The sequence below is a fragment of the Saccharomonospora marina XMU15 genome (assembly GCF_000244955.1).
Taxonomy (GTDB): Bacteria; Actinomycetota; Actinomycetes; order Mycobacteriales; family Pseudonocardiaceae; genus Saccharomonospora_A; species Saccharomonospora_A marina.
Window position 1 is genome coordinate 2341122 of the sequence record NZ_CM001439.1, and the last position, 19910, is coordinate 2361031.

The 19910-nt window shown below is 70.2% G+C and carries 20 protein-coding genes; 13 read left to right on the forward strand and 7 right to left on the reverse strand.

Translation table 11 applies throughout. The annotated features are described in order from the left end of the window. The first annotated feature begins 20 nt into the window (after positions 1-20). Both dut and SACMADRAFT_RS11155 read left to right on the forward strand, forming a co-directional pair. The gene (dut, locus tag SACMADRAFT_RS11150) at positions 21-485 is read left to right on the forward strand and encodes a dUTP diphosphatase (RefSeq protein ID WP_009153917.1); all 465 of its coding nucleotides are present in this window, start codon (positions 21-23) and stop codon (positions 483-485) included. Positions 486-487: 2 nt separating this feature from the next. Continuing rightward, the gene (locus tag SACMADRAFT_RS11155; protein WP_009153918.1) at positions 488-1177 is read left to right on the forward strand and encodes a DUF3710 domain-containing protein; all 690 of its coding nucleotides are present in this window, start codon (positions 488-490) and stop codon (positions 1175-1177) included. A 58-nt stretch (positions 1178-1235) separates the two neighbouring features. On the opposite strand, the gene SACMADRAFT_RS11160 is transcribed toward SACMADRAFT_RS11155, so the two are convergent. Further along, positions 1236-1952: an alpha/beta fold hydrolase gene (locus tag SACMADRAFT_RS11160; protein WP_009153919.1), complete on the reverse strand. Its 717-nt coding sequence runs from the start codon at positions 1950-1952 to the stop codon at positions 1236-1238. A gap of 104 nt (positions 1953-2056) precedes the next feature. Between SACMADRAFT_RS11160 and SACMADRAFT_RS11165 the strand changes: the two genes are divergently transcribed. After that, on the forward strand, positions 2057-2434 hold the full coding sequence (locus SACMADRAFT_RS11165; RefSeq protein WP_009153920.1) for an OB-fold nucleic acid binding domain-containing protein: 378 nt from the start codon (positions 2057-2059) through the stop codon (positions 2432-2434). Positions 2435-2450: 16 nt separating this feature from the next. Further along, on the forward strand, positions 2451-3224 hold the full coding sequence (locus SACMADRAFT_RS11170; RefSeq protein ID WP_009153921.1) for a DUF3159 domain-containing protein: 774 nt from the start codon (positions 2451-2453) through the stop codon (positions 3222-3224). A 14-nt stretch (positions 3225-3238) separates the two neighbouring features. Here the strand turns inward: SACMADRAFT_RS11170 and SACMADRAFT_RS11175 are convergent, their stop codons facing one another. Together SACMADRAFT_RS11175 and SACMADRAFT_RS11180 are read right to left on the reverse strand one after the other, a co-directional pair. Then, entirely contained in the window at positions 3239-3895 is a 657-nt protein-coding gene (locus tag SACMADRAFT_RS11175; RefSeq protein ID WP_009153922.1) for a potassium channel family protein, read from the reverse strand. Next, entirely contained in the window at positions 3895-4560 is a 666-nt protein-coding gene (locus SACMADRAFT_RS11180) for a potassium channel family protein (protein WP_009153923.1), read from the reverse strand. The genes SACMADRAFT_RS11175 and SACMADRAFT_RS11180 overlap by 1 nt, the downstream gene beginning before the upstream one ends. Positions 4561-4849: 289 nt before the next feature. Here SACMADRAFT_RS11180 and SACMADRAFT_RS11185 point away from each other — a divergent pair, with 289 nt between their 5' ends. After that, positions 4850-6883, forward strand: a complete 2034-nt coding sequence (locus tag SACMADRAFT_RS11185; protein WP_009153924.1) for an APC family permease — start codon at positions 4850-4852, stop codon at positions 6881-6883. Further along, complete coding sequence (locus SACMADRAFT_RS11190; RefSeq protein ID WP_009153925.1) at positions 6880-8073, forward strand: class I SAM-dependent RNA methyltransferase; 1194 nt, start codon at positions 6880-6882, stop codon at positions 8071-8073. The genes SACMADRAFT_RS11185 and SACMADRAFT_RS11190 overlap by 4 nt, the downstream gene beginning before the upstream one ends. Before the next feature lie 13 nt (positions 8074-8086). Here the strand turns inward: SACMADRAFT_RS11190 and SACMADRAFT_RS11195 are convergent, their stop codons facing one another. Continuing rightward, entirely contained in the window at positions 8087-8629 is a 543-nt protein-coding gene (locus SACMADRAFT_RS11195; protein WP_009153926.1) for a gluconokinase, read from the reverse strand. Positions 8630-8890: 261 nt separating this feature from the next. Between SACMADRAFT_RS11195 and dxs the strand changes: the two genes are divergently transcribed. From dxs to SACMADRAFT_RS11215, 4 genes are all read left to right on the forward strand, one after another. Then, a complete protein-coding gene (gene dxs / locus SACMADRAFT_RS11200; protein WP_009153927.1) occupies positions 8891-10807 on the forward strand; it encodes a 1-deoxy-D-xylulose-5-phosphate synthase in 1917 nt (638 codons plus the stop codon). Between the two features lie 82 nt (positions 10808-10889). Then, on the forward strand, positions 10890-11585 hold the full coding sequence (locus SACMADRAFT_RS11205) for a response regulator transcription factor (RefSeq protein ID WP_009153928.1): 696 nt from the start codon (positions 10890-10892) through the stop codon (positions 11583-11585). Beyond that, complete coding sequence (locus SACMADRAFT_RS11210) at positions 11585-12718, forward strand: sensor histidine kinase (RefSeq protein WP_009153929.1); 1134 nt, start codon at positions 11585-11587, stop codon at positions 12716-12718. The genes SACMADRAFT_RS11205 and SACMADRAFT_RS11210 overlap by 1 nt, the downstream gene beginning before the upstream one ends. Before the next feature lie 17 nt (positions 12719-12735). Continuing rightward, positions 12736-13557 (forward strand): aldo/keto reductase, encoded by an 822-nt coding sequence (locus tag SACMADRAFT_RS11215; RefSeq protein WP_009153930.1) that lies wholly within the window; start codon positions 12736-12738, stop codon positions 13555-13557. 8 nt (positions 13558-13565) lie between these two features. Here SACMADRAFT_RS11215 and SACMADRAFT_RS11220 read toward each other — a convergent pair whose 3' ends face one another. From SACMADRAFT_RS11220 to SACMADRAFT_RS11230, 3 genes are all read right to left on the reverse strand, one after another. Further along, positions 13566-14774 carry a ribonuclease D gene (locus tag SACMADRAFT_RS11220; protein ID WP_009153931.1) on the reverse strand — a complete coding sequence of 403 codons (1209 nt, stop codon included), beginning with the start codon at positions 14772-14774 and terminating at the stop codon, positions 13566-13568. Between the two features lie 114 nt (positions 14775-14888). Beyond that, the gene (locus tag SACMADRAFT_RS11225) at positions 14889-15605 is read right to left on the reverse strand and encodes a response regulator (RefSeq protein WP_009153932.1); all 717 of its coding nucleotides are present in this window, start codon (positions 15603-15605) and stop codon (positions 14889-14891) included. Positions 15606-16060: 455 nt separating this feature from the next. Continuing rightward, positions 16061-16615 carry a DUF3000 domain-containing protein gene (locus SACMADRAFT_RS11230; RefSeq protein ID WP_009153933.1) on the reverse strand — a complete coding sequence of 185 codons (555 nt, stop codon included), beginning with the start codon at positions 16613-16615 and terminating at the stop codon, positions 16061-16063. A 96-nt stretch (positions 16616-16711) separates the two neighbouring features. Here SACMADRAFT_RS11230 and hemE point away from each other — a divergent pair, with 96 nt between their 5' ends. From hemE to hemQ, 3 genes are read left to right on the forward strand one after another with little or no spacing between them, the layout of a single operon-like run. After that, positions 16712-17773, forward strand: a complete 1062-nt coding sequence (hemE, locus tag SACMADRAFT_RS11235) for a uroporphyrinogen decarboxylase (RefSeq protein ID WP_198285958.1) — start codon at positions 16712-16714, stop codon at positions 17771-17773. A gap of 7 nt (positions 17774-17780) precedes the next feature. Beyond that, positions 17781-19190, forward strand: a complete 1410-nt coding sequence (gene hemG / locus SACMADRAFT_RS11240) for a protoporphyrinogen oxidase (protein ID WP_009153935.1) — start codon at positions 17781-17783, stop codon at positions 19188-19190. Positions 19191-19194: 4 nt separating this feature from the next. Continuing rightward, positions 19195-19887: a hydrogen peroxide-dependent heme synthase gene (hemQ, locus tag SACMADRAFT_RS11245; RefSeq protein ID WP_009153936.1), complete on the forward strand. Its 693-nt coding sequence runs from the start codon at positions 19195-19197 to the stop codon at positions 19885-19887. The last annotated feature ends 23 nt before the right edge of the window (positions 19888-19910 follow it).

Below are 19910 nucleotides of genomic sequence, written 5' to 3' on the forward strand. Positions count from 1 at the left end.
CCAGGGTAGTCTCGCGTGTCGTGTCCAGCGTGAAGGTCCTCGTTTCTCGGCTAGACCCCGACGTGGGGGTGCCCTCCTACGCGCACCGCGGCGACGCGGGCGCCGACCTGGTGGCCACGTCGGGAGTGGAGCTCGACCCGGGGGAGCGCGCGGTGGTCGGTACCGGAGTGGCGATCGCGTTGCCCGATGGCTACGCCGGTTTCGTGCACCCCAGGTCGGGCCTCGGCGCGCGACTGGGGCTTTCGCTTGTCAACGCGCCCGGCACCATCGACTCCGGTTATCGCGGCGAGATCCGCGTGTGCCTGGTAAACCTCGATCCGAAGGAGCCGATCGTGATCGAGCGGGGGGACCGGATCGCGCAGTTGGTGGTGCAACGGGTGGAGCACGCCGAGTTCGTCGAGGTCGCTGAACTTGATGCCACTGAACGGGGCGCGGGCGGCTACGGTTCGACCGGTGGGCACTCCGCGCTGGGAACGGAGAGCTGAAAGTGGGCATTTTCGGACGCAGGCGCGGTAGCCGGGCCGGGAGCGCCGACCCGGCCGACCGCACCGAGACCGAGTACGGCGATTACGGCGATTACGGCGACGAGTACGACGAGCACGAGGACCTGGCGGGCGGTTCGGCACCGGGTCAGGGCCCGTTCGACATCGCTGACGCCCCCGACGACGGCGTCGCCCGGATGGACCTCGGCTCGGTCCGTGTTCCGGTACCGGACGGCTCCCAGGTCCAGGTGGAGATGGACTCCAGCAGCGGCAACGTCCGTGCCGTGCACATCGTCACCGCCCAGGGGCAGGTCACCGTCACCGCGTACGCCGCCCCTCGGTCCGGCGGGCTGTGGCGGGAGGTCAGCGACGAACTGGCCGAGCAGCTGCGCTCCGACGGGGCCCAGGTGAGCGTGGGCCGCGGCGAGTGGGGCATGGAGCTGTCGGCGATCGTCGGTGAGGTGGCACTGCGGTTCATCGGCGTCGACGGCCCGAGGTGGATGCTGCGCGGCGTGATCGCGGGACCGCAGTCGCAGGCCGCGCAAGCCCCCATGGTGCTTCGCGACATCGTGCGCGCGACCATCGTCGACCGGGGTGACGCGCCGATGCCCGTACGCACCCCACTGGCGATCACCCTCCCGGAGGCTGTCGCGGCCCACGTCGCCGAACAGGCGCAGGGGAGAGCCCAGGAGTAGCAAGGCCCGGGCGGAAACGCTTCCCGCCCGGGTCGAACCCCGCAGCGGGAGCGGTTCGTCAGCTCCGCCGAGCTTGTAGCCACGCCCGTACGGCGGCCTCACCGAGCACCTGCCGATCCACACCGACCGCCCGCAACGTGGTCTCCAGCAACGCCGCATTCGGCAGCGCCTGCTGCCATGCCCGCGCGACGGCCACCGGGTGCACCGGATCGTCGGCGCACGCGGCGATGCCGACGGGTACCCGCAGTTGCGGCAGCCGCGTGAGTTCGGGAGCCGGGTGTACCGAGGCGGCGCGCAGGCTCGCCGCCAACTGCTCGCCGTGCCGTCGCCATGCGCGGGTCAACTCCGCCGCCAGCCACGGCGCCACCCCCGAGGTGGCGACCTCGAGTGCGGCGGCCAGCCCCTCGCGGGCCACGAGGTCGGCGCAGCCGCCCGCGGCCACCGCGGCGGGCGCGGCGTCGGCGGCACCGTTCCAGGCAGGCAGTGCCACCAGTACCCCCGCGCAGCGATCCTGCCGTCGCAACGCCCATTCCGTGGCCAGGTGCGCACCGAGGGAGATGCCGCCGACCAGGAGGGGACCGTCGAAAGTGCCTGCGATCTCGTCGAGCAGCCGAGGTGAACCGGTGACCACGTCGGCCCCCTTCGGCGGTGGCGGCGCGATCAACTCGATGCCGAGTGCGGCGAGCGGGCGGGCGAAAACCGAGCGAACGAAGATCTCGTCGGACCCGGTTCCCGGCAGGACAACGGCTGAAAGTCGCGGCATAACGGACGTCACGTTGCGATCCTGACGCAACTCGGATTCGCTGTCCGGCGACAGAGCTACGCTTTAGATCGCACGGGCCATGAGTTGGGGGCCCCGGAGCACAGGAGCAGGCGCCTATGTCCGCCAAAGAAGGCGGCTACTTCAGCCGGTTGGTACGCAAGCTGACCAGTGACATCGCCGATCTCGACGCCGACGACCTCTCCCAGAAGTCGCAGGCCGGTGGTGCGCAGCGGGCGTGCGACTGCAGATCGGGTGAGGAAGTGACCGTGCTCGGTCGGCTGCGCACCGTCAATCTGTGCCCCGCCCGCGAGGCGGCCACTCTGGAGGCCGAGTTGTTCGACGGTACGGACGAGGTCACGCTCGTGTGGTTGGGGCGACGCCGCATCCCAGGGATCGAACCTGGCCGTACCATCAAGGTGAGGGGCCGGATGGCCGATCGCGATGGCCGGAAGGTGCTCTACAACCCCTACTACGAACTGTTGCAGCCGACCTGAGTGAGAGTTGTCCCGCGTGAGTGAACCCGACCGGACCGGCGAGAACACCGACGAAGCCCAGCCTCGGCAGGACCAGCAGGCGCAACCGGACCAGGCCGGGCGCGAGCGGGAGCAGACGCTGCTCGAGCAGATGGGCGGCGTGTCCGGCCTGGTCTACTCCTCGCTGCCGGTGATCGTGTTCGTCCTGCTGAACGCCCTGATCGGGCTACAGGCCGCGATCTGGGGAGCGCTCGGCAGCGCCGTGCTGATCACGGTGGTGCGCGTGGTGCGCAAGGAGCCGGTGCAGCCTGCGATCTCCGGGTTCTTCGGGGTCGCGATCGCCGCGTTCATCGCTTACCGCACCGGATCGGCCAAGGGGTTCTTCCTGTTCGGAATCTGGGCGAGCCTGGTCTACTGCGCGGCGTTGGTGGTGTCGGTGCTGGTGCGTTGGCCGCTGGCCGGAGTCGTGTGGAACTACCTCAACGGCACCGGGATGGCGTGGCGCAAGGACAAGCCGTCCCGGTTCGGCTACGACATCGCCACGCTGGCGCTTGCCGCGGTGTTCGCCGCGCGGTTCGTGGTGCAACGGTGGCTGTACGACGGGGACTACACGGGTTGGCTGGCCTTCGCCAAGATCGCGATGGGTTACCCGCTGTACGGCCTGGCGTTGCTCGTGGTGGTGTGGGCGGTGCGCCGCTCGGACAAGCGACTGAAGGAACTGCTGGAGTCGCAGCCGAGCCAGGAAAGCGACGCCGACATCGAGGCGCGGCTTCGGGTCAAGTACGGCGAGGCGCCGCCGCAGGGCGCCTGAACCGCACCGCTGGGTCAGTAGCCGAGCGCTTCGCGCAGGTCCGGCTCGACGTCGGCAGGGGAAACGAACAGCAACTCGTCGCCCGGTTCCACCGGATCGTCCGGCTGCGGCACGATGACCCTGTCGCCGCGCAGGATCGTCACCAGCGCCGCGTTCTTCGGCAGAGCCAGGTCGCGCACCGGCCTGCCCGCCAGCGGCGTCTCGGCGGGCAGGGTGAGCTCCACAAGGTTGGCCTGGCTCTGCCGGAAGGTCATCAGCCGCACCAGGTCGCCCACGCTCACCGCCTCCTCGACCATCGCGGCCAGCATCCTCGGCGTCGAGACCGACACGTCCACGCCCCAGCTTTCGTTGAACAGCCACTCGTTGGCCGGGTTGTTGACGCGGGCGACCACCCTTCGCACCGCGAACTCGGTCTTGGCCAGCAGTGACACGACCAGGTTGACCTTGTCGTCACCGGTGGCCGCGATCACCACGTCGCACAGCTGGATGCCCGACTCCTCAAGGGTGGACACCTCGCAGGCGTCGCCGAGCACCCAGTCGGCCTGCTCCACCGTCTCCGGTATGAACTGGCGTGACTGCCGCTCGATCAGCATCACCGTGTGTCCGGCTTCGATGAGTTCGGAGGCGATGGAGCGGCCCACCGCACCCGCGCCCGCGATCGCGACCCGCATCAGCTCTCCTCCTCGGGTGGCCGCGCCGCGACGCTGGTCACGTCGCTGACGGTGCCGGAGTGGGCCGCGACGTAGACGACGTCGTCGGCCTGCAGGACGGTCTTGCTCTGCGGCAGCACACCGGTTCCGAAACGCATGATGAAGGCGACCCGCGCCCCGGTCGCGCCCTGCAGGTCACGCACGCTGCGGCCGATCCAGTCCTCGTGCAGCGGCAACTGCAGCAGCGCCATACTCCCCGAGGGCTCACGCCACGAGGTGGCCACCCCGTTGGGTAGCAGCGTGCGCAGGAACCTGTCGGTCGTCCAGGGCACCGTGGCGACGGTCGGGATGCCCAGCCGCTCGTACACGGCGGCGCGCTTGTGGTCGTAGATGCGGGCGACGACGTGTTCCACGCCGAAGTTCTCCCTGGCCACCCGCGCGGAGATGATGTTGGAGTTGTCGCCGCTGGACACCGCGGCGAACGCCCCTGCGCGCTCGATGCCCGCCTCGATGAGCACCTGGCGGTCGAAACCCATGCCGACGACTTGTTGGCCGTGGAAGTCGCTACCGAGTCTGCGGAAGGAGTCGGGGTCCCTGTCGATGACCGCCACCTCGTGGCCGAGTCGTTCCAGTGCCGCGGCAAGGGACGCGCCGACCCGGCCGCACCCCATGATCACCACGTACACGTTGCCTCCTGTGTCGGTACGGGCTCCAGCATCCGGCCGGTTCGAGGCGACCGTGAACGCCAGCGCCGAACCTACCCCCAGCGCGCCTGCGGACCCCCTCGGCCCCTGCCGTAGCCGTCGCTGCCTTCCAGCCTAGTGAACCGTCGTTGTGGCGTTGCCGAACACGTAAACCTGCTGGGTACGGCGTGACCACGGGGGCGCAGCCGATCGCGGGTCGCTCGAGCCGTGGGAACCGGACCGGGGTGGTGCCTGCAGGCGGCATCGCGACGCCTGCCATTACGCTCCAGCCGTGTCCAAGTTCGCCACCGTGACCAAGCGGTTGCTGCTGGGTCGTCCGTTTCGCAGCGACAGGCTGCAGCACACCTTGCTGCCGAAGCGGATCGCGCTGCCGGTGTTCGCTTCCGACCCGATGTCGAGCGTGGCGTACGCCCCCGAAGAGATCCTGCTCATGCTCTCGATCGCGGGGGCGTCGGCCTACGTCTACAGCCCGTGGATCGGTCTCGTGGTGGCGTTGGTCATGGCGGCGGTCGTGGCTTCCTACCGGCAGAACGTGCGTGCCTACACCTCGGGCGGCGGCGACTACGAGGTGGCCACCGTCAACCACGGTCCCCGATGGGGCCTGATCGTCGGCAGCGCGCTGCTGGTCGATTACATCCTGACGGTCGCGGTGTCGATCGCCTCGGCAGCGGCGAACATCGGCTCGGCGATCCCGTTCGTCGCCACCCACAAGGTGGAGTTCGCCGTGGTGGCGATCCTGTTGCTGACCGCGATGAACCTGCGTGGCGTGCGCGAGTCGGGCACGGCGTTCGCGATCCCGTCCTACGCGTTCGTGATCGGCATCCTCGGCATGATCGTCTGGGGCCTGGTACGCACGTTCGCTTTCGGTGACGAGCTGCGGGCCGAGAGCGCGGACCTGGAACTCGTGGCGGAGGAGCAGCACCTGGCCGGGCTGGGATTCGCCTTCCTCATCCTGCGGGCGTTCTCCTCCGGTAGCGCGGCGCTGACAGGTGTGGAGGCGATCGCCAACGGGGTGCCCGCGTTCCGCAAACCCAGGGGCCGCAACGCGGCCACCACGCTGCTGATGATGGGCGTGCTGGCGATCACGATGTTCCTCGGCCTGCTCTTCCTCGCCAGGCTGACCGGTGCGGTGATCGCGGAGGACCCGGCTGAGCAACTGGTCAACGCCCCGGAGGGCTACGAGCAGAAGACACTCGTCGCCCAGTTGGCGGGCGCGGTGTTCACCGATTTCCAGCCCGGGGTCTGGTACGTGATCTTCTTCACCGGGTTGGTCCTCGTCCTGGCCGCCAACACGGCGTTCAACGGCTTCCCGGTACTGGGATCGATCCTCGCGCAGGACAGGTTCCTGCCCCGGCAGTTGCACACCCGGGGCGACCGGCTGGCGTTCAGCAACGGGATCCTGTTCCTCGCCGGGTTCGCCATCGTGCTGGTGATCGCTTTCAACGCGGAGGTCACCCAGCTGATCCAGCTGTACATCGTTGGTGTCTTCGTGTCGTTCGTGCTCAGCCAGAGCGGCATGATCCGGCACTGGAACCGGCAGCTGCGCGACGAGCGGGACCCGGCGGCACGGCGCGCCATGCGCAGGGCGCAGGTGATCAACGCTTTCGGCCTCGTGATGACCTCGGCCGTGCTGGTGGTCATTCTGCTGACCAAGTTCCTGGCGGGTGCGTGGATCTCGATCGTGGCCATGGCGGGCATCTACTTCGTGATGGGTGGCATCCGTAGGCACTACGACCGGGTCGCAGAGGAACTCAAGGAGATCGAGGGCGAGCAGGTCACCCTCCCCGCGCGCAACCACGCGATCGTGCTGGTGTCCCAGCTGCACCGGCCGACGCTGCGGGCGCTGTCCTACGCCAAGGCGACCAGGCCCGACGTGCTGGAGGCGGTCACCGTCAACGTCGACGACGCCGAGACCAGAAAGCTCGTGCGTGCCTGGGACGAGCACGGCTTCTCGATCCCGCTGAAGGTCGTCGAATCGCCCTACCGCGAGGTCACCAGGCCGGTGCTGGATTACGTCAAGCGGGTCAGGGGTGACCAGCCGCGTAACGTGGTGACCATCTTCATCCCGGAGTACGTGGTGGGCCGCTGGTGGGAGCAGTTGTTGCACAACCACAGCGCGCTGCGACTGAAGAGCAGGCTGCTGTTCCAGTCGCGGGTGATGGTGACGAGCGTGCCGTGGCAACTGGAGTCCTCCAAGCGAGCCTCCCGGCGCGCCGACCGCAGCAGGCCCGTCGCCGGTGACGTCCGGCGCGGCCTGTTCGAGCGGCGGGGCAACGGCGACCGGACCAGGGAGCCGAGGTCGTGAGCGAGAGCTGGCAGGGTCGTACCTTCGAGATCGAGGTCGGTCCCGTGGCGCACGGCGGGCATTGCGTGTCCCGGGTGGACGGACGGGTGGTGTTCGTGCGGCATGCGCTGCCGGGCGAGCGCGTACTGGCCGAGGTCACCGAGGACGCGGGCAAGTCGTTCTGCCGCGCGGACGCCGTCAAGGTCCTCAGCGCCTCCCCGCAGCGGGTCAGCCCACCGTGTCCGGTAGCGGGCCCGGGGCTGTGCGGCGGTTGCGACTGGCAGCACGCCGGGGCGGACGCGCAGCTGGACCTCAAGGCCGCGGTGGTGTCGGAGCAGCTACGGCGGCTGGCCGGAATCGAGGTGCCCGTGCGGGTGGAGGCGCTGCCGGGCGGCCTGCTTCGCTGGCGTACCCGCGTCAGGTTCGTGGCAGGTGAGGATGGTCGCGCGGGGCTGCGTGCCCATCGCAGTCACCGGATCGTGCCGCTGACCGACTGCCCCATCACCACGACGCCGGCGGTGCGAGCGGTGCTGCCACACCGCTGGGGCCCAGGAAACGAGATCGAGGTCACCTCCGACGCCAACGACGAGGTGCACGTGCGCGAGGCGGGCGAACAGCGGCTCGGCGGTGTCGCGGTGCAGCGTGCGGCAGGCAGGCAGTGGCGGCTGTCGGCGCACGGGTTCTGGCAGGTGCATCCTGAAGCGGCCGAGACGTTCGCCAGCGTGGTGGCTGACTGGGCCGAGGCGTCGCAGGGTGGGCTGGCATGGGACCTGTACGCGGGAGCCGGGCTGTTCGCCGGGGTGCTGGCGGAGCAGGTCGGGGCACACGGTCGGGTGCTGGCGGTGGAGTCGGATCGCCGCGCGGTAGTCGACGGCGAGGCGAACACCGCCGGGACGCCACAGGTGCGCTGGCGTCGCGGTGCCGTGGAACGGGTGCTGCGCGACTCGCGCGGCAGGTCTGCCCGCCACCACGAAAGGCCCGAGGTCGTCGTGCTCGACCCGCCGCGCAAAGGCGCGGGCGCTGCGGTGGTCGAAGCCGTATGCCGTGCCGGACCACAGCGTGTGGTGTACGTGGCGTGCGATCCAGCCGCGCTGGCCAGGGACCTGGCGACCTTCGCGGCCCGTGGTTACCGGCTGGACCGGCTGCGCGCCTTCGACGCGTTCCCGATGACACACCACGTCGAGTGCATCGCGCTGCTGCGGCGCGGGTGAGTCGGTGCCGTGGTCAGCTTCCTCGGTGGTGTACCTGGGCCGGGGCCGGGTCTTCGGGTGCACGCAGCAGCGCGAGCACCGCTTCGACGATCCGCTGTGGACTGTCACTGACGTCGACGGTGATGCCGTCCTCGTCGGCTTCGAGCGGCTCCAGGGCGTCGAACTGGGATTCCAGCAGGGACGGCGGCATGAAGTGGCCCGCGCGGGCGGCCAGCCTGCCCGCGATGACGTCACGGGAGCCGTCGAGGTGGACGAAACGCACCCGCGCGGAGGAGCCGCGCAGCGTGTCTCGATAGCGCCGCTTCAACGCCGAACACGTGACCACCGCGCCGCGCCCCGCGTCGGCCTGCTCGTCGATCCAGTCGCGGATGGCCGACAGCCACGGCGCCCTGTCGGCATCGTCGAGTGGCACCCCAGAGGCCATCTTCGCGATGTTGGCCTCGGGGTGGAAGTCGTCGGCCTCCGCCACGGGCCAGCCGAGTCGCGCCGCCAGCAGCCGGGCGACGGTGCTCTTGCCCGCGCCCGACACGCCCATCACCATCAGGCAGGTGGACATGATCACTCCCTCACCGAGAGAGACATCGTCGCACGAACGGGTGGCGAGAACCCGGCGCGGTGCCGCGCACTCTCGGTGGAGGACCTACCGCGGGCGTCGACTGCGGGTGAGACCAGGCAACGACTTCACACGGTATTTTCACGCCGGGGGCGATCCACTCGGTTGAGGTCGAGTTCATCCGTCCGCGCTCTCCTAGACTGGGCGGGCGAGGCAGCGAAGGCGATTGCGACTGATGGCGACCGATGGCGAGCGAGGTGGAGCGTGACGTTGCTGGAGTCCGTGCACGGACCGGCCGACCTCAAGCGAATGGACCACGACGAGCTTGACGTACTGGCTGGAGAGATCAGGGATTTCCTTGTCGACAGGGTGTGCAGGGCAGGCGGCCACCTCGGACCGAACCTCGGTGTCGTCGAACTGACGCTGGCGCTGCACCGGGTCTTCGACTCGCCGCGCGACGCGTTGCTGTTCGACGTCGGTCACCAGGCCTACGTCCACAAGATCGTCACCGGTCGCCACAGCGGCTTCGACAGCCTGCGGCAGCTCGGCGGTATCGCGGGCTACCCCTCCCGTGCGGAGAGCGAGCACGATCACATCGAGAACAGCCACGCCTCGACGGCGCTTTCCTACGCCGACGGGCTGGCGAAGGCGTTCCAACTCGAAGGAGGCGGTCGGCACGCCGTCGCCGTGGTCGGGGACGGCGCCCTCACCGGCGGCATGTGCTGGGAGGCGCTGAACAACATCGCCGCCGATCCGCAACGCCCCGTGGTGATCGTGGTCAACGACAACGGCAGGTCCTACTCGCCCACCATCGGAGGCCTCGCGGAACACCTGGCTTCGCTGCGGCTGCGGCCCGGCTACGAGCGGCTGCTCGACGGCGGGAGGGAACTGCTGCAGCACACCCCGGTGGTGGGCAAGCCGATCTACACGGCCCTGCATGCGGCCAAGGCGGGGATCAAGGACGCGTTGAGCCCGCAGGTGATGTTCTCCGACCTCGGTCTGAAGTACTTCGGTCCGGTGGACGGGCACGACATCCCCGCGCTGGAGAAGGCGCTGGCCGCTGCCAAGGCATTCGGTGGACCGGTGATCGTGCACGCGGTCACCGAGAAGGGCCACGGTTACCCGCCCGCGGTGAACCACGAGGCCGACCAGATGCACCAGACCGACCCCATCGACCCGCGAACCGGGCTGCCGCCGGTGAAGGGGCCGAGCTGGACGTCGGTGTTCAGCGACGAGCTCGCCGCCATCGGCGCCGAGCGCGATGACGTGGTCGCGATCACGGCCGCGATGTTGCGTTCCACCGGACTGCACACCTTCGCCGAGGAGTTCCCCGAAAGGTGGTTCGACGTCGGCATCGCCGAGCAGCACGCGGTGACCTCGGCCGCGGGGCTGGCGATGGCGGGCAAGCACCCGGTGGTCGCGGTGTACTCCACCTTCCTCAACCGCGCGTTCGACCAGGTGCTGATGGACGTTGCGCTGCACCGCCTGCCCGTCACGCTGGTGCTCGACCGGGCCGGTATCACCGGGCCCGACGGGCCGAGCCACCACGGCATGTGGGACCTGTCGCTGCTGGGGATGGTCCCTGGCATGCGGGTGGCCGCACCGCGCGATGCAGGCACCCTGTGCGAGGAGTTGCGTGAGGCCGTGGCGGTGTCGGACGGCCCGACAGCCCTGCGGTTCTCCAAGGGTTCGGTCGTGGAGTCGGTGCCCGCCGTCGAACGCGTCGGTACCGTCGACGTGCTGCGCAGGGGCGGGTCCGAGGACGTGCTGCTCGTCGCGGTGGGGGCGTTCGCGGGGCTCGGACTCTCGGCGGCCGATCGGCTCGCCGACCAGGGCATCGGGGTGACCGTGGTGGACCCGCGCTGGGTGCTGCCGGTCGCGCCCGAACTGGTGGAACTGGCCGCCTCACACCGGTTGGTGGTCACCGTCGAGGACTGCGGCAGGCACGGCGGGTTCGGTTCCGCGCTCGCGGCCGCGCTGCGCGACGCCGACTGCGATGTCCCGTTGCGCGACCTCGGTGTGCCGCAGCGATTCCTGCAACACGGCTCCCGTGAGCAGGTACTGGCCGGTGTCGGGCTGACCGCGCAGGATGTGGCGCGCAAGGTCACCGAGTGGGCGGCCAACCGGATCGGCGATGCGCAGGCGGCCGACGAAGCCGCGGTGGAGTCGCCCCGCGACTGAGCATCGCCGGTGCCGCCGACCGGCTTCCCGGCAGCGCAGCGGGCGTAAGGTTCTTCTCAGGAAGCTGTGGAACGGTGTTGACGTGCGGGTACTGGTAGTCGAGGACGAAGAGCCGCTGGCCGAGGCGATCGCGCGCGGGCTGCGCAGGGAGGGCATGGCGGTCGACGTCGCGCTCAACGGCGACGACGGCCACGAGAAGGTGTCCATCACGCGCTACGACGTGGTGCTGCTCGACCGCGACCTGCCCGGCATGTCCGGCGACGAGTTGTGCAAGGAGATCGTCACCTCCGGCGAGTTGACGAGGGTGCTGATGCTCACCGCCAGTGGTGCGGTGTCCGACCGTGTCGAGGGGCTGTCCCTCGGTGCCGACGACTACCTCGCGAAGCCGTTCGCGTTTCCCGAGTTGGTGGCACGGGTCAGGGCGCTGGGGAGGCGGGCGACACCGCCCGCCCCACCGGTGCTGACCGCCGACGACGTCGAACTCGATCCGGCGAGGCGGACGGTGCACCGGCGGGGCAGGCTGGTCGACCTCACCCGCAAGGAGTTCGGGGTGCTCGAGGTGTTGCTGTCGGCGGGGGGAGCCGTTGTCAGCAGTGAGGACCTGCTCGAGCGGGTGTGGGACGAGAACGCCGATCCGTTCACCACGACGGTCCGGGTCACCGTCATGACGCTGCGGAAGAAGCTCGGTGAGCCCGGCATCATCGAGACCGTGGTCGGTTCCGGTTACCGGGTCCCCGGTGCGGGCTCGAAGACGGGTTCTGGTTCCCTCGAGGGGTGATGCGCCTGCCCGGCCTGCCCGCACGCGGTCTGCGTGCTCGCATCACCGTGCTCGCGACCGTGCTGGTGGCGGCGGTGAGCGTGGTGTTGTTGTGGCTGGCCTGGCGCCTGGTCGGCGATTCGGTCGCGGCCGTGCCCGACCTGCCTCCCGGCACGACGGTGCGGGTGGACGGTGTCGCTGTGGAAGCCTCGGTGCTGGCCGAGTACCTGCGCGAGCATGCGAGGCAGCGGATGCTGCTGGCCGGTGCCGTCGCGTTCCTGTTCGTTGTGGCAGCGGCGGCGATCCTGGCGTGGACGTTCACCTCGCGGGTACTGCGCCCGCTTCGGGAGATCACCGACACCGCGCGCCGGTTGTCGGTGGAATCCATGGGCGAGCGCATCGGGACGTTGCGCACCCGCGACGAACTGGCCGAACTGGCTCACACCTTCGACGCGATGCTCGACCGGTTGCAGGCCGCCTTCGACGCGCAGCGGCACTTCGTCGCCAATGCCAGCCACGAGCTGCGGACCCCGCTTTCGGTGATCCGCACCGAACTCGACGTCACGTTGTCCGACACCGCCGCCGACGAGGTGGAACTGCGCAGGATGGCCGAGGTGGTCCGCGACGCCACCGATCGCGCCGAACGGCTGGTCGGTTCGCTGCTGCTGCTGGCACGCACCGACGGTGCTGGTGTCGCCGCCCTGGAGCGGGTGGACCTGGCCGTGGTGGTGGACACCGCGTGGCGCGCGGTGCGGTCCGAGGCCGACAAGCGGGGGCTGCGGGTGGAGTTCGACACCGCGCCCGCCGCCGCGACAGGCGATCCGGCGTTGCTCGAACGGGTCGCGGGCAACCTGCTGGAGAACGCGGTGCGGCACAACGTGGACGGTGGCTGGATCGAGGTCGCGACCCGCCCGGGCGAGCGCTGGTCCACGCTCACCGTGCGCTCGTCGGGACAGCTCATCGACCCGGTGACGGTCTCGGAGCTGTTCGAACCGTTCCGGCGGGCGGGGGTGGCCCGTACGGCCCGGTCCGGTGCCGGGCTCGGGCTGTCGATCGTGCGCGCGGCGGTGCGGGCACATGGTGGATCGGTGGCGGCCGAACCGGTGGTCGGCGGCGGACTCTCGGTGACCGTGCAGCTGCCCTCGGCGGCGTAGGCGGCTACGGTCGGGGCATGGTTCCCACGGTCGAGCTGAACAACGGTGTCCGGATGCCCCAGGTGGGGTTCGGTGTCTACAAGATCCCCGACGGCCAGGTGGTCGGCGCACTGCGGACCGCTTTCGATGCGGGCTACCGAAACGTCGACACCGCGACGCTGTACCGCAACGAGCGCGGAGTCGGTGTCGCGATCGCGGAGTCGGGGCTACCCCGCGAGGACGTGTTCGTCACCACCAAACTGTGGAACACCGACCACGGCCACGACGAGGCCATGCGCGCTTTCGACACCAGCCTGAACCTGCTCGGGCTGGACTACGTCGACCTTTACCTCATCCACTGGCCGGTCCCTTCGGCGGATCGGTACGTGCCGACGTGGCAGGCGCTGCGCAAGATCGCCGAAGCAGGCCGAGCCCGCGCGATCGGGGTGTCCAACTTCCAGGTCGAGCACCTGCGCAGGCTGGTGGAGGAGACCGGTGTGGTACCGGCCGTCAACCAGATCGAGCTGCACCCGTGGTTGCAGCAGTCGCAGCTGCGGGCATTCCATTCCGCACACGGCATCGTCACGGAGGCGTGGGCGCCGATCGCGCGTGGCGGGGCTCGGCTCGGTGACGAGGTGCTGGACAGGCTCGCCCGCAAGCACGGCAAGACACCGGCGCAGGTGGTGCTGCGCTGGCATGTCGAACTGGGGCACGTGGTCATCCCGAAGTCGGTGACGCCGAAACGGATCGTCGAGAACATCGACATCTTCGATTTCGAACTCGACGAGCAGGACATGTCGGCGATGGCCACGCTCGACCACGGCCACCGTACCGGCCCGCATCCCGACAGCATGGGGTGAGCCGCGACTCAGGCGTGGGTGTGCAGTGCCTTGCTGAGTTCGGCGGCGGTGAGTTCGATCTGCCACGGCCGCGCACCCCCGGCGCGCAATGCCTCGGCGACACTCTCCGGGGAAAGGTCCGACGGCGGGCGCCAGCAGGTTCGCCGCAGCAGGTCGGGAAGCAACAGGTTCTCCACCGGCAGGCGGTGATGCTCGGCCAGCTTGGTCAGTGCCGTGCGCGCGGCGGCCAGCCGCGCGGCGGCGTCGGGGTCCTTGTCCGCCCATCGGTTGGGTGGCGGCGGGCCGTCGTTGGGCGGCGAAGGGTTCGGCAGTTGTGAGGCGGGCAGCGTTCGCGCCGCTTGCAGGTGCCGTAGCCAGTTTGCCGTGTAGCGGCGCTGCACCCGCCCCCCGAACACCGGCAGGGCCTGCAGGTCGGCCGTGGTGCGCGGGTCGGCGAGCACGGCGTTGATGATGGCGCTGTCGGGCAGAATCCGGCTGGGCGCGCGATCGCGCTTGCGGGCGAGTTCGTCGCGAGCCTGCCACAGCGCGCGGACGGCGGCGAGCCCGCGAGCGGTGCGGACCTTGTGAATGCCCGAGGTGCGTCGCCACGGTTCCGAGCGCGGTGCGGGCTGGCCGCCCGAGGTCCGAACCCACTCGAATTCCTGCCGCGCCCATTCCAGCTTGCCCTGTGCCGCCAGCTCGGCCTCCAGCTTCTCCCGAAGCGGCACCAGCAACTCGACGTCGAGCGCGGCGTAGTTGAGCCAGTCGGTCGGCAGTGGCCGTTTCGACCAGTCGGCCGCGCTGTGGCCCTTCTCGAGCTTGTAGCCGAGCAGGTTCTCCACCAGCGTGCCCAGCGCCACCCGCTCGTGGCCCGCGAGCCTGCCCGCCAGTTCGGTGTCGAACAGTGACGGTGGCCGCAGGCCGAGGTCGGCAAGGCACGGCAGGTCCTGCGACGCGGCGTGCAGCACCCACTCGGTGTCGGCGAGTACGGCACCGAGTGGTTCCAGGTGGTCGCGCAGCGGTATGGGGTCGATGAGCAGCGTGCCGGAGCCCTCGCGCCGCAGCTGTACGAGGTAGGCCCTTGGCCAGTACCGGTACCCGGAGGCGCGCTCGGTGTCGATCGCGATCGAGCCGCTACCCGCCGCCAACCGGTCGCACGCCCGGCGCAGTTGCTCGGGTTCGGAGACCACGGCCGGGGTTCCCCCCGCCGGTTCCCTCAGCGGTATGGACGGCGGCATGGGCGCAGACTCCACCGGCACACCTGCGCCGTGATCTGCGTTGTCCACAAGAGTGAACCCTACGGGACGGGAAAGCCGCGCCTGGTTCGCCCGTCCCGTAGGGGACCCTCGTGACTAGCGGATCACACCGGCCCGCATGGCCAGCGCGACCATCTGAGCGCGGTCTCCGGTTCCGAGCTTGCGCCCGATCCGCGACAGGTGGGACTTCACCGTGAGCGCGGAGAGGCTCAGCTCCTCACCGATTTCCTTGTTCGACTGCCCGTCCGCGACCAGTTGCAGCACCTCGACCTCCCGAGCGGACAGCTCGCGCGGGGTGTTGTCGGTGCCCGGCACGCGGGTGCCGGTGGCCAGTACGGGCGCCACGCTCGGGTCGGCGTACACGCCGCCTTCGAGCACCCTGCGCACGCCGTCGGTGACCACCACCGGCGACGCGGACTTCAGCAGGTAGGCCTGGGCGCCCGCCTGGAATGCGGAGCGGACGGCGTAGGGATCGTCCGACGACGCCAGCACGACGACGCGGGGCCAACCGTTGGTTCGAAGCTCGGTGACGAGTTCGATGCCACTGCCATCAGGCAGGCCGAGGTCGAGGATCGCGAGGTCACACGGCCCGGTGGCCGTAGCCCTCGCCCGCGCCTCGGCGACGGTCGCGGCCTCGTGGACCGTGCCCGCGCCCATTTGCGCCAGTCGTGCGGCAATCGCCTCCCTCAACAGCGGGTGGTCGTCTACGACCAGCACCGAAAACAGTTCCTCCCGCGGGTGCGGGACCATGCTCGCCGGCAACGCGCCGGCTGGCGTGGATCGGACGGCCTGGGTAAAGCCGACGGCAGCCACGTCACTACCTCCCTGGAGTCGGTCGTGCCCCCCGACCGGCACCGGGACTTTCGGCCAATCAGCCGCGCCAGCTTTAGACCGAAAGTGGTGTCGTCGCATGCACTCTAGCCGCCCGAGTGGGTCAGTGGGGGGATCGAACACGTATCTATCCCAATCGGGTAGTTACTCGCATCTCCCCACGTAACACGATCGAGTTAATACACAGCCCGTGGTTAACACATAGCGAAGCGTCGGCGATATAACAGGAATCCGGATATTCAGGCGCGCGTGCAGATGCTCTGTGCAGGGCGAATGCGGATGCCTTGCCCGAGGACGGGGCGGGGGAGGGAGCGTCTCGCGAGAGGCTCCAGTATCACTCACCCCGAGCCCCGAAGGGACCGGGGGTGCCCCGACCGGGCGGTGCCGCGGCGGGGGCCGTGCCGACCGCTCGTGGTGCTGTCAGCGCCGTCAGCGGGTCAGGACGACTGCCGCTGGTCGAACAACGTGACACCCACCGGTGGCAGTCCCGCGTAGCTCGAAAGGACCCGGCAGAACGCGTCACAGTGGCTACGCAGATCGGCGGTGGCCGGGGTCCACGAGGCCCGCAGCTCGATGTCGTCGGTTCGGCCCTGGGCCGCGATGTCGCCGAACCGCGCCGATGAGGTCTCCGTCACCGTGCCGCCCAGCGCCTTCCATGCCGCGCCTGCGGACTCCAGCGCCTCGGTGAGCCACGACCAGCCCACCGTGGGCAGGAAGGGATCGGTGGCGAGTTCACGGTCGAGTTCGGCCCGTACGTAGAGCACCAGTCGGAACACGCCGTCCCAGCTTTCCTGGCCCTCGGGATCGTGGAGCAGGACAAGCCTGCCGGAAGCCTGCACGTCACCGGGGCCGCTGGTCTCGGCGCCGAGCGCGTGCGCCCACGGCGCGAGCCGCTGCGGTGCCCGGATCTCCTCCAGGCGAACCTCCGGTCGCGGGCGCACGGACTCCAGCGTGGCGACGGCGGCACGGAACTCCTCGGGCGCCTGGGTCATGGCGGTCACCGCCCGACTGTAAGCCGCGCTCGCCGCGAGTCGGGCGAGGACGCGCCGAGAGAAGCCACTCCGACGCCGCGTGGCACGATAGCGATGATGACAACATCTCAGGCGTCGGCCCGCCGCGAGCTCGCCGACGCGCCGCTGTTGGTCGCCGCGAGGGGTGGCAGGCCGTCGCGCGTGCCCGTGTGGTTCATGCGCCAGGCGGGTCGCTCGCTGCCGGAGTACCGAGAGGTTCGGGAAGGCGTGCCGATGCTCACGGCCTGCCTCGATCCCGAACTGCTGGCCGAGATCACCCTGCAACCGGTACGGCGGCACGGCGTGGACGCGGCGATCCTGTTCAGCGACATCGTCGTGCCGCTCTACGCGGCCGGAGTGGAGATCGACATCGTGCCGGGAACCGGCCCGGTGGTGGCCACGCCCGTGCGCTCACGCGATGCTGTCAGGGGATTGCCGAGGTCGGACCCCGACCGGCTGCGCGCGGTCGCCGACGGGGTGGGGCTGCTGCTGTCCCGGCTCGGCGACACGCCGCTCATCGGGTTCGCGGGAGCGCCGTTCACCCTCGCCTCCTACCTCATCGAGGGCGGGCCCAGCCGCAACCACGAGCACACCAAGGCCCTCATGCACAGTGACCCCCTGCTGTGGCACGAACTCGCCGACACGCTGGCCGAGCTGACGCTGACGTTCCTGCGCGTCCAGCTCGATGCCGGTGTCGACGCCATCCAGCTGTTCGACTCCTGGGCCGGTGCCCTCTCCGAGCGCGACTACCGCGAGTTCGTACTACCGCACTCCGCCAAGGTACTGGCCGGCGCGGGCGAATACGGGGTGCCTCGCGTCCACTTCGGTGTCGGTACCGGCGAACTGCTCACCGCCATGCGGGAAGCGGGCGCCGACGTGGTCGGAGTCGACTGGCGGGTGCCGCTCGACGAGGCCGTCCGCAGGCTCGCGTCGCCGGGCGGACCCGACCCCGTCGTGCAGGGCAACCTGGACCCGGCGTTGCTCATGGCGCCGTGGCCGGTGGTGGAAGCCGAGGTGCGACGCATCGTCGAGGAGGGCAGGACGGCGGCGGGCCACATCTTCAACCTCGGCCACGGTGTGCTGCCACAGACCGACCCCGGCGTGCTGAGCAAAGTCGTGGAGCTCGTGCACAGCTTGTGAGGTCAGCATGCGGGTAGCGGTGGTCGGCGGGGGCATCTCGGGGCTGGTGGCCGCATACCGGTTACGTACGGCGCTGAACGACGCCGCCACCATCACCGTCTGCGAGGCGACCGGCGAACTCGGCGGCAAGCTACGCACCGGCAAGCTCGCGGGACGCGCGTTCGACGTCGGGGCCGAGGCGTTTCTGGCGCGCAGGCCGCAGGCCGTCGAACTGGCGCGCGAACTGGGACTCGGTGCCGAGCTGACGCACCCCGCGCCGGTGTCGGCGACGGTCCGCGCGGGCGGCAGGACGCTGCCGCTGCCGCGCCACACCGTCATGGGCGTGCCTGCCGCCCCGGACGCCGTGCGGGAGGTGCTGTCGGATGCCGGTGCCGCAGCCGTGGCCGCCGAGGCGAACCTGCCGGGGCTGTCGCTGCCGCGGCAGGACGAGTGCGATGTGTCGCTCGGCGCGCTGCTGCGGCAACGGTTCGGCGACGAACTCGTGGACCGCCTGGTCGACCCGCTGCTGGCGGGGGTGTACGCGGGCGGCTCCGACGGGCTGGGCCTGCGCGCCACCATGCCCGCTCTCGCTGCCGCCGTGGACGCGGGCGCGGGCTCGCTGACCGAGGCGGCCAGCGGACTGCTGCCCGACCACCCCAACTCCTCGCCGGTGTTCGCGACCCTCACCGGTGGGCTCGGCACGCTGGTGAGCAGGCTCGCCGCCGCGTCCGGTGCCCAGCTGCGCTTGGGCGCGCCGGTGCGGGCACTGCGCAGACGCGGCGACGGCTGGCGGCTGGTGTTGGGTGCCGTCGCCGCGGCACACGCACCCGCCGACGCGGAACTGGACGCGGACGCCGTGGTGCTTGCCGTGCCCGCAACCGCCGCGAGCAGGTTGCTCGCCGAGGTCGCACCGGAGGCCTCCGCCGCGTTCGCAGAGGTGGAACTGGCCTCGATGGCCGTCGTCGGACTCGCGCTGCCGCCGGGGACCGAGCTGCCACGGGCTTCCGGGGTGCTGATCGGTGAGGGGGAGCTACGCGGCGACGGCACACCGTTCACGGCCAAGGCGTTCACCTTCTCCGCACGCAAGTGGGGCCACCACGACGGGCAGGGTGCTCCGGTGCTGATCCGTGGCTCGGTCGGCCGCTTCGGTGACACCGGCCTGCTGCGGGCCCGCGACGACGAACTGGTGCGGCTGGTGCGCTCCGATCTCGCCGAACTCACCGGATGCAGCGCCGAGCCGGTGGACACGCTCGTGCAGCGGTGGGGTGGGGGCCTGCCGCAGTACGGCGTCGGCCACCTGTCGCGGGTACGGCGTATCGAACGTGCTGTCGGCGAGATCGACGGACTGGAGGTCGCCGGCGCGACACTGCACGGCGTCGGTATCCCGGCCTGTATCGCCACCGCCGACGCGGCCGTGGCCAGACTGGTGGGACGATAGGGGCATGGCGCGCCTGAACTACCAAGAACTCAACGACACCATCCGCTACACCGCCTGGTCGGTGTTTCGAGTCGAGCCGGGGCGATTGCCCGACGACAGGGGACAGGCTGCCGCCGAGACCGCCGAGTACCTCGACGCGCTCGAGGGCAAGGGCGTGGTCGTGCGTGGCGTCTACGACGTCGCCGGGCTGCGGGCCGACGCCGACTACATGATCTGGTGGCACGCCGAGGAGCCCGAGCAGGTCCAGGCTGCCTACACCGGGTTCCGGCGCACGCCGCTGGGCAGGGTGTCCATCCCGGTGTGGAGCCAGTTCGCGCTGCACCGTCCCGCCGAGTTCAACAAGAGCCACGTGCCCGCTTTCCTCGCAGGCGAGGAACCCCGCAAGTACGTGTGCGTGTACCCGTTCGTCCGCTCCTACGAGTGGTACCTGCTCCCGGACGAGGAACGACGCAAGATGCTCGCCGACCACGGGATGCAGGCCCGCGACTACCCCGACGTGCGGGCGAACACGGTCGCCTCGTTCGCCCTCGGTGACTACGAGTGGATGCTCGCGTTCGAGGCCGACGAACTGCACCGCATCGTCGACCTGATGCGGCACCTGCGCGGCACCGAGGCCCGCAGACACGTCCGGGAGGAAATCCCCTTCTACACCGGCACCCGCGTGCAGCCGCGGGAACTGGTGCTCAACCTGCCGTGAGCCGGGGCCGGGTCGGGGCGCCC

Coding starts and splice junctions, on each gene's coding strand:
- SACMADRAFT_RS11210 (WP_009153929.1), top strand. CDS start 11,585: ATGCGCCTGCCCGGCCTGCCCGCACGCGGTCTGCGTGCTCGCATCACC.
- SACMADRAFT_RS11175 (WP_009153922.1), bottom strand. CDS start 3,895: ATGCGGGTCGCGATCGCGGGCGCGGGTGCGGTGGGCCGCTCCATCGCC.
- hemQ (WP_009153936.1), top strand. CDS start 19,195: ATGGCGCGCCTGAACTACCAAGAACTCAACGACACCATCCGCTACACC.
- hemE (WP_198285958.1), top strand. CDS start 16,712: ATGACAACATCTCAGGCGTCGGCCCGCCGCGAGCTCGCCGACGCGCCG.
- SACMADRAFT_RS11195 (WP_009153926.1), bottom strand. CDS start 8,629: ATGTCCACCTGCCTGATGGTGATGGGCGTGTCGGGCGCGGGCAAGAGC.
- SACMADRAFT_RS11215 (WP_009153930.1), top strand. CDS start 12,736: ATGGTTCCCACGGTCGAGCTGAACAACGGTGTCCGGATGCCCCAGGTG.
- SACMADRAFT_RS11230 (WP_009153933.1), bottom strand. CDS start 16,615: ATGACCCAGGCGCCCGAGGAGTTCCGTGCCGCCGTCGCCACGCTGGAG.
- SACMADRAFT_RS11220 (WP_009153931.1), bottom strand. CDS start 14,774: ATGCCGCCGTCCATACCGCTGAGGGAACCGGCGGGGGGAACCCCGGCC.
- hemG (WP_009153935.1), top strand. CDS start 17,781: ATGCGGGTAGCGGTGGTCGGCGGGGGCATCTCGGGGCTGGTGGCCGCA.
- SACMADRAFT_RS11165 (WP_009153920.1), top strand. CDS start 2,057: ATGTCCGCCAAAGAAGGCGGCTACTTCAGCCGGTTGGTACGCAAGCTG.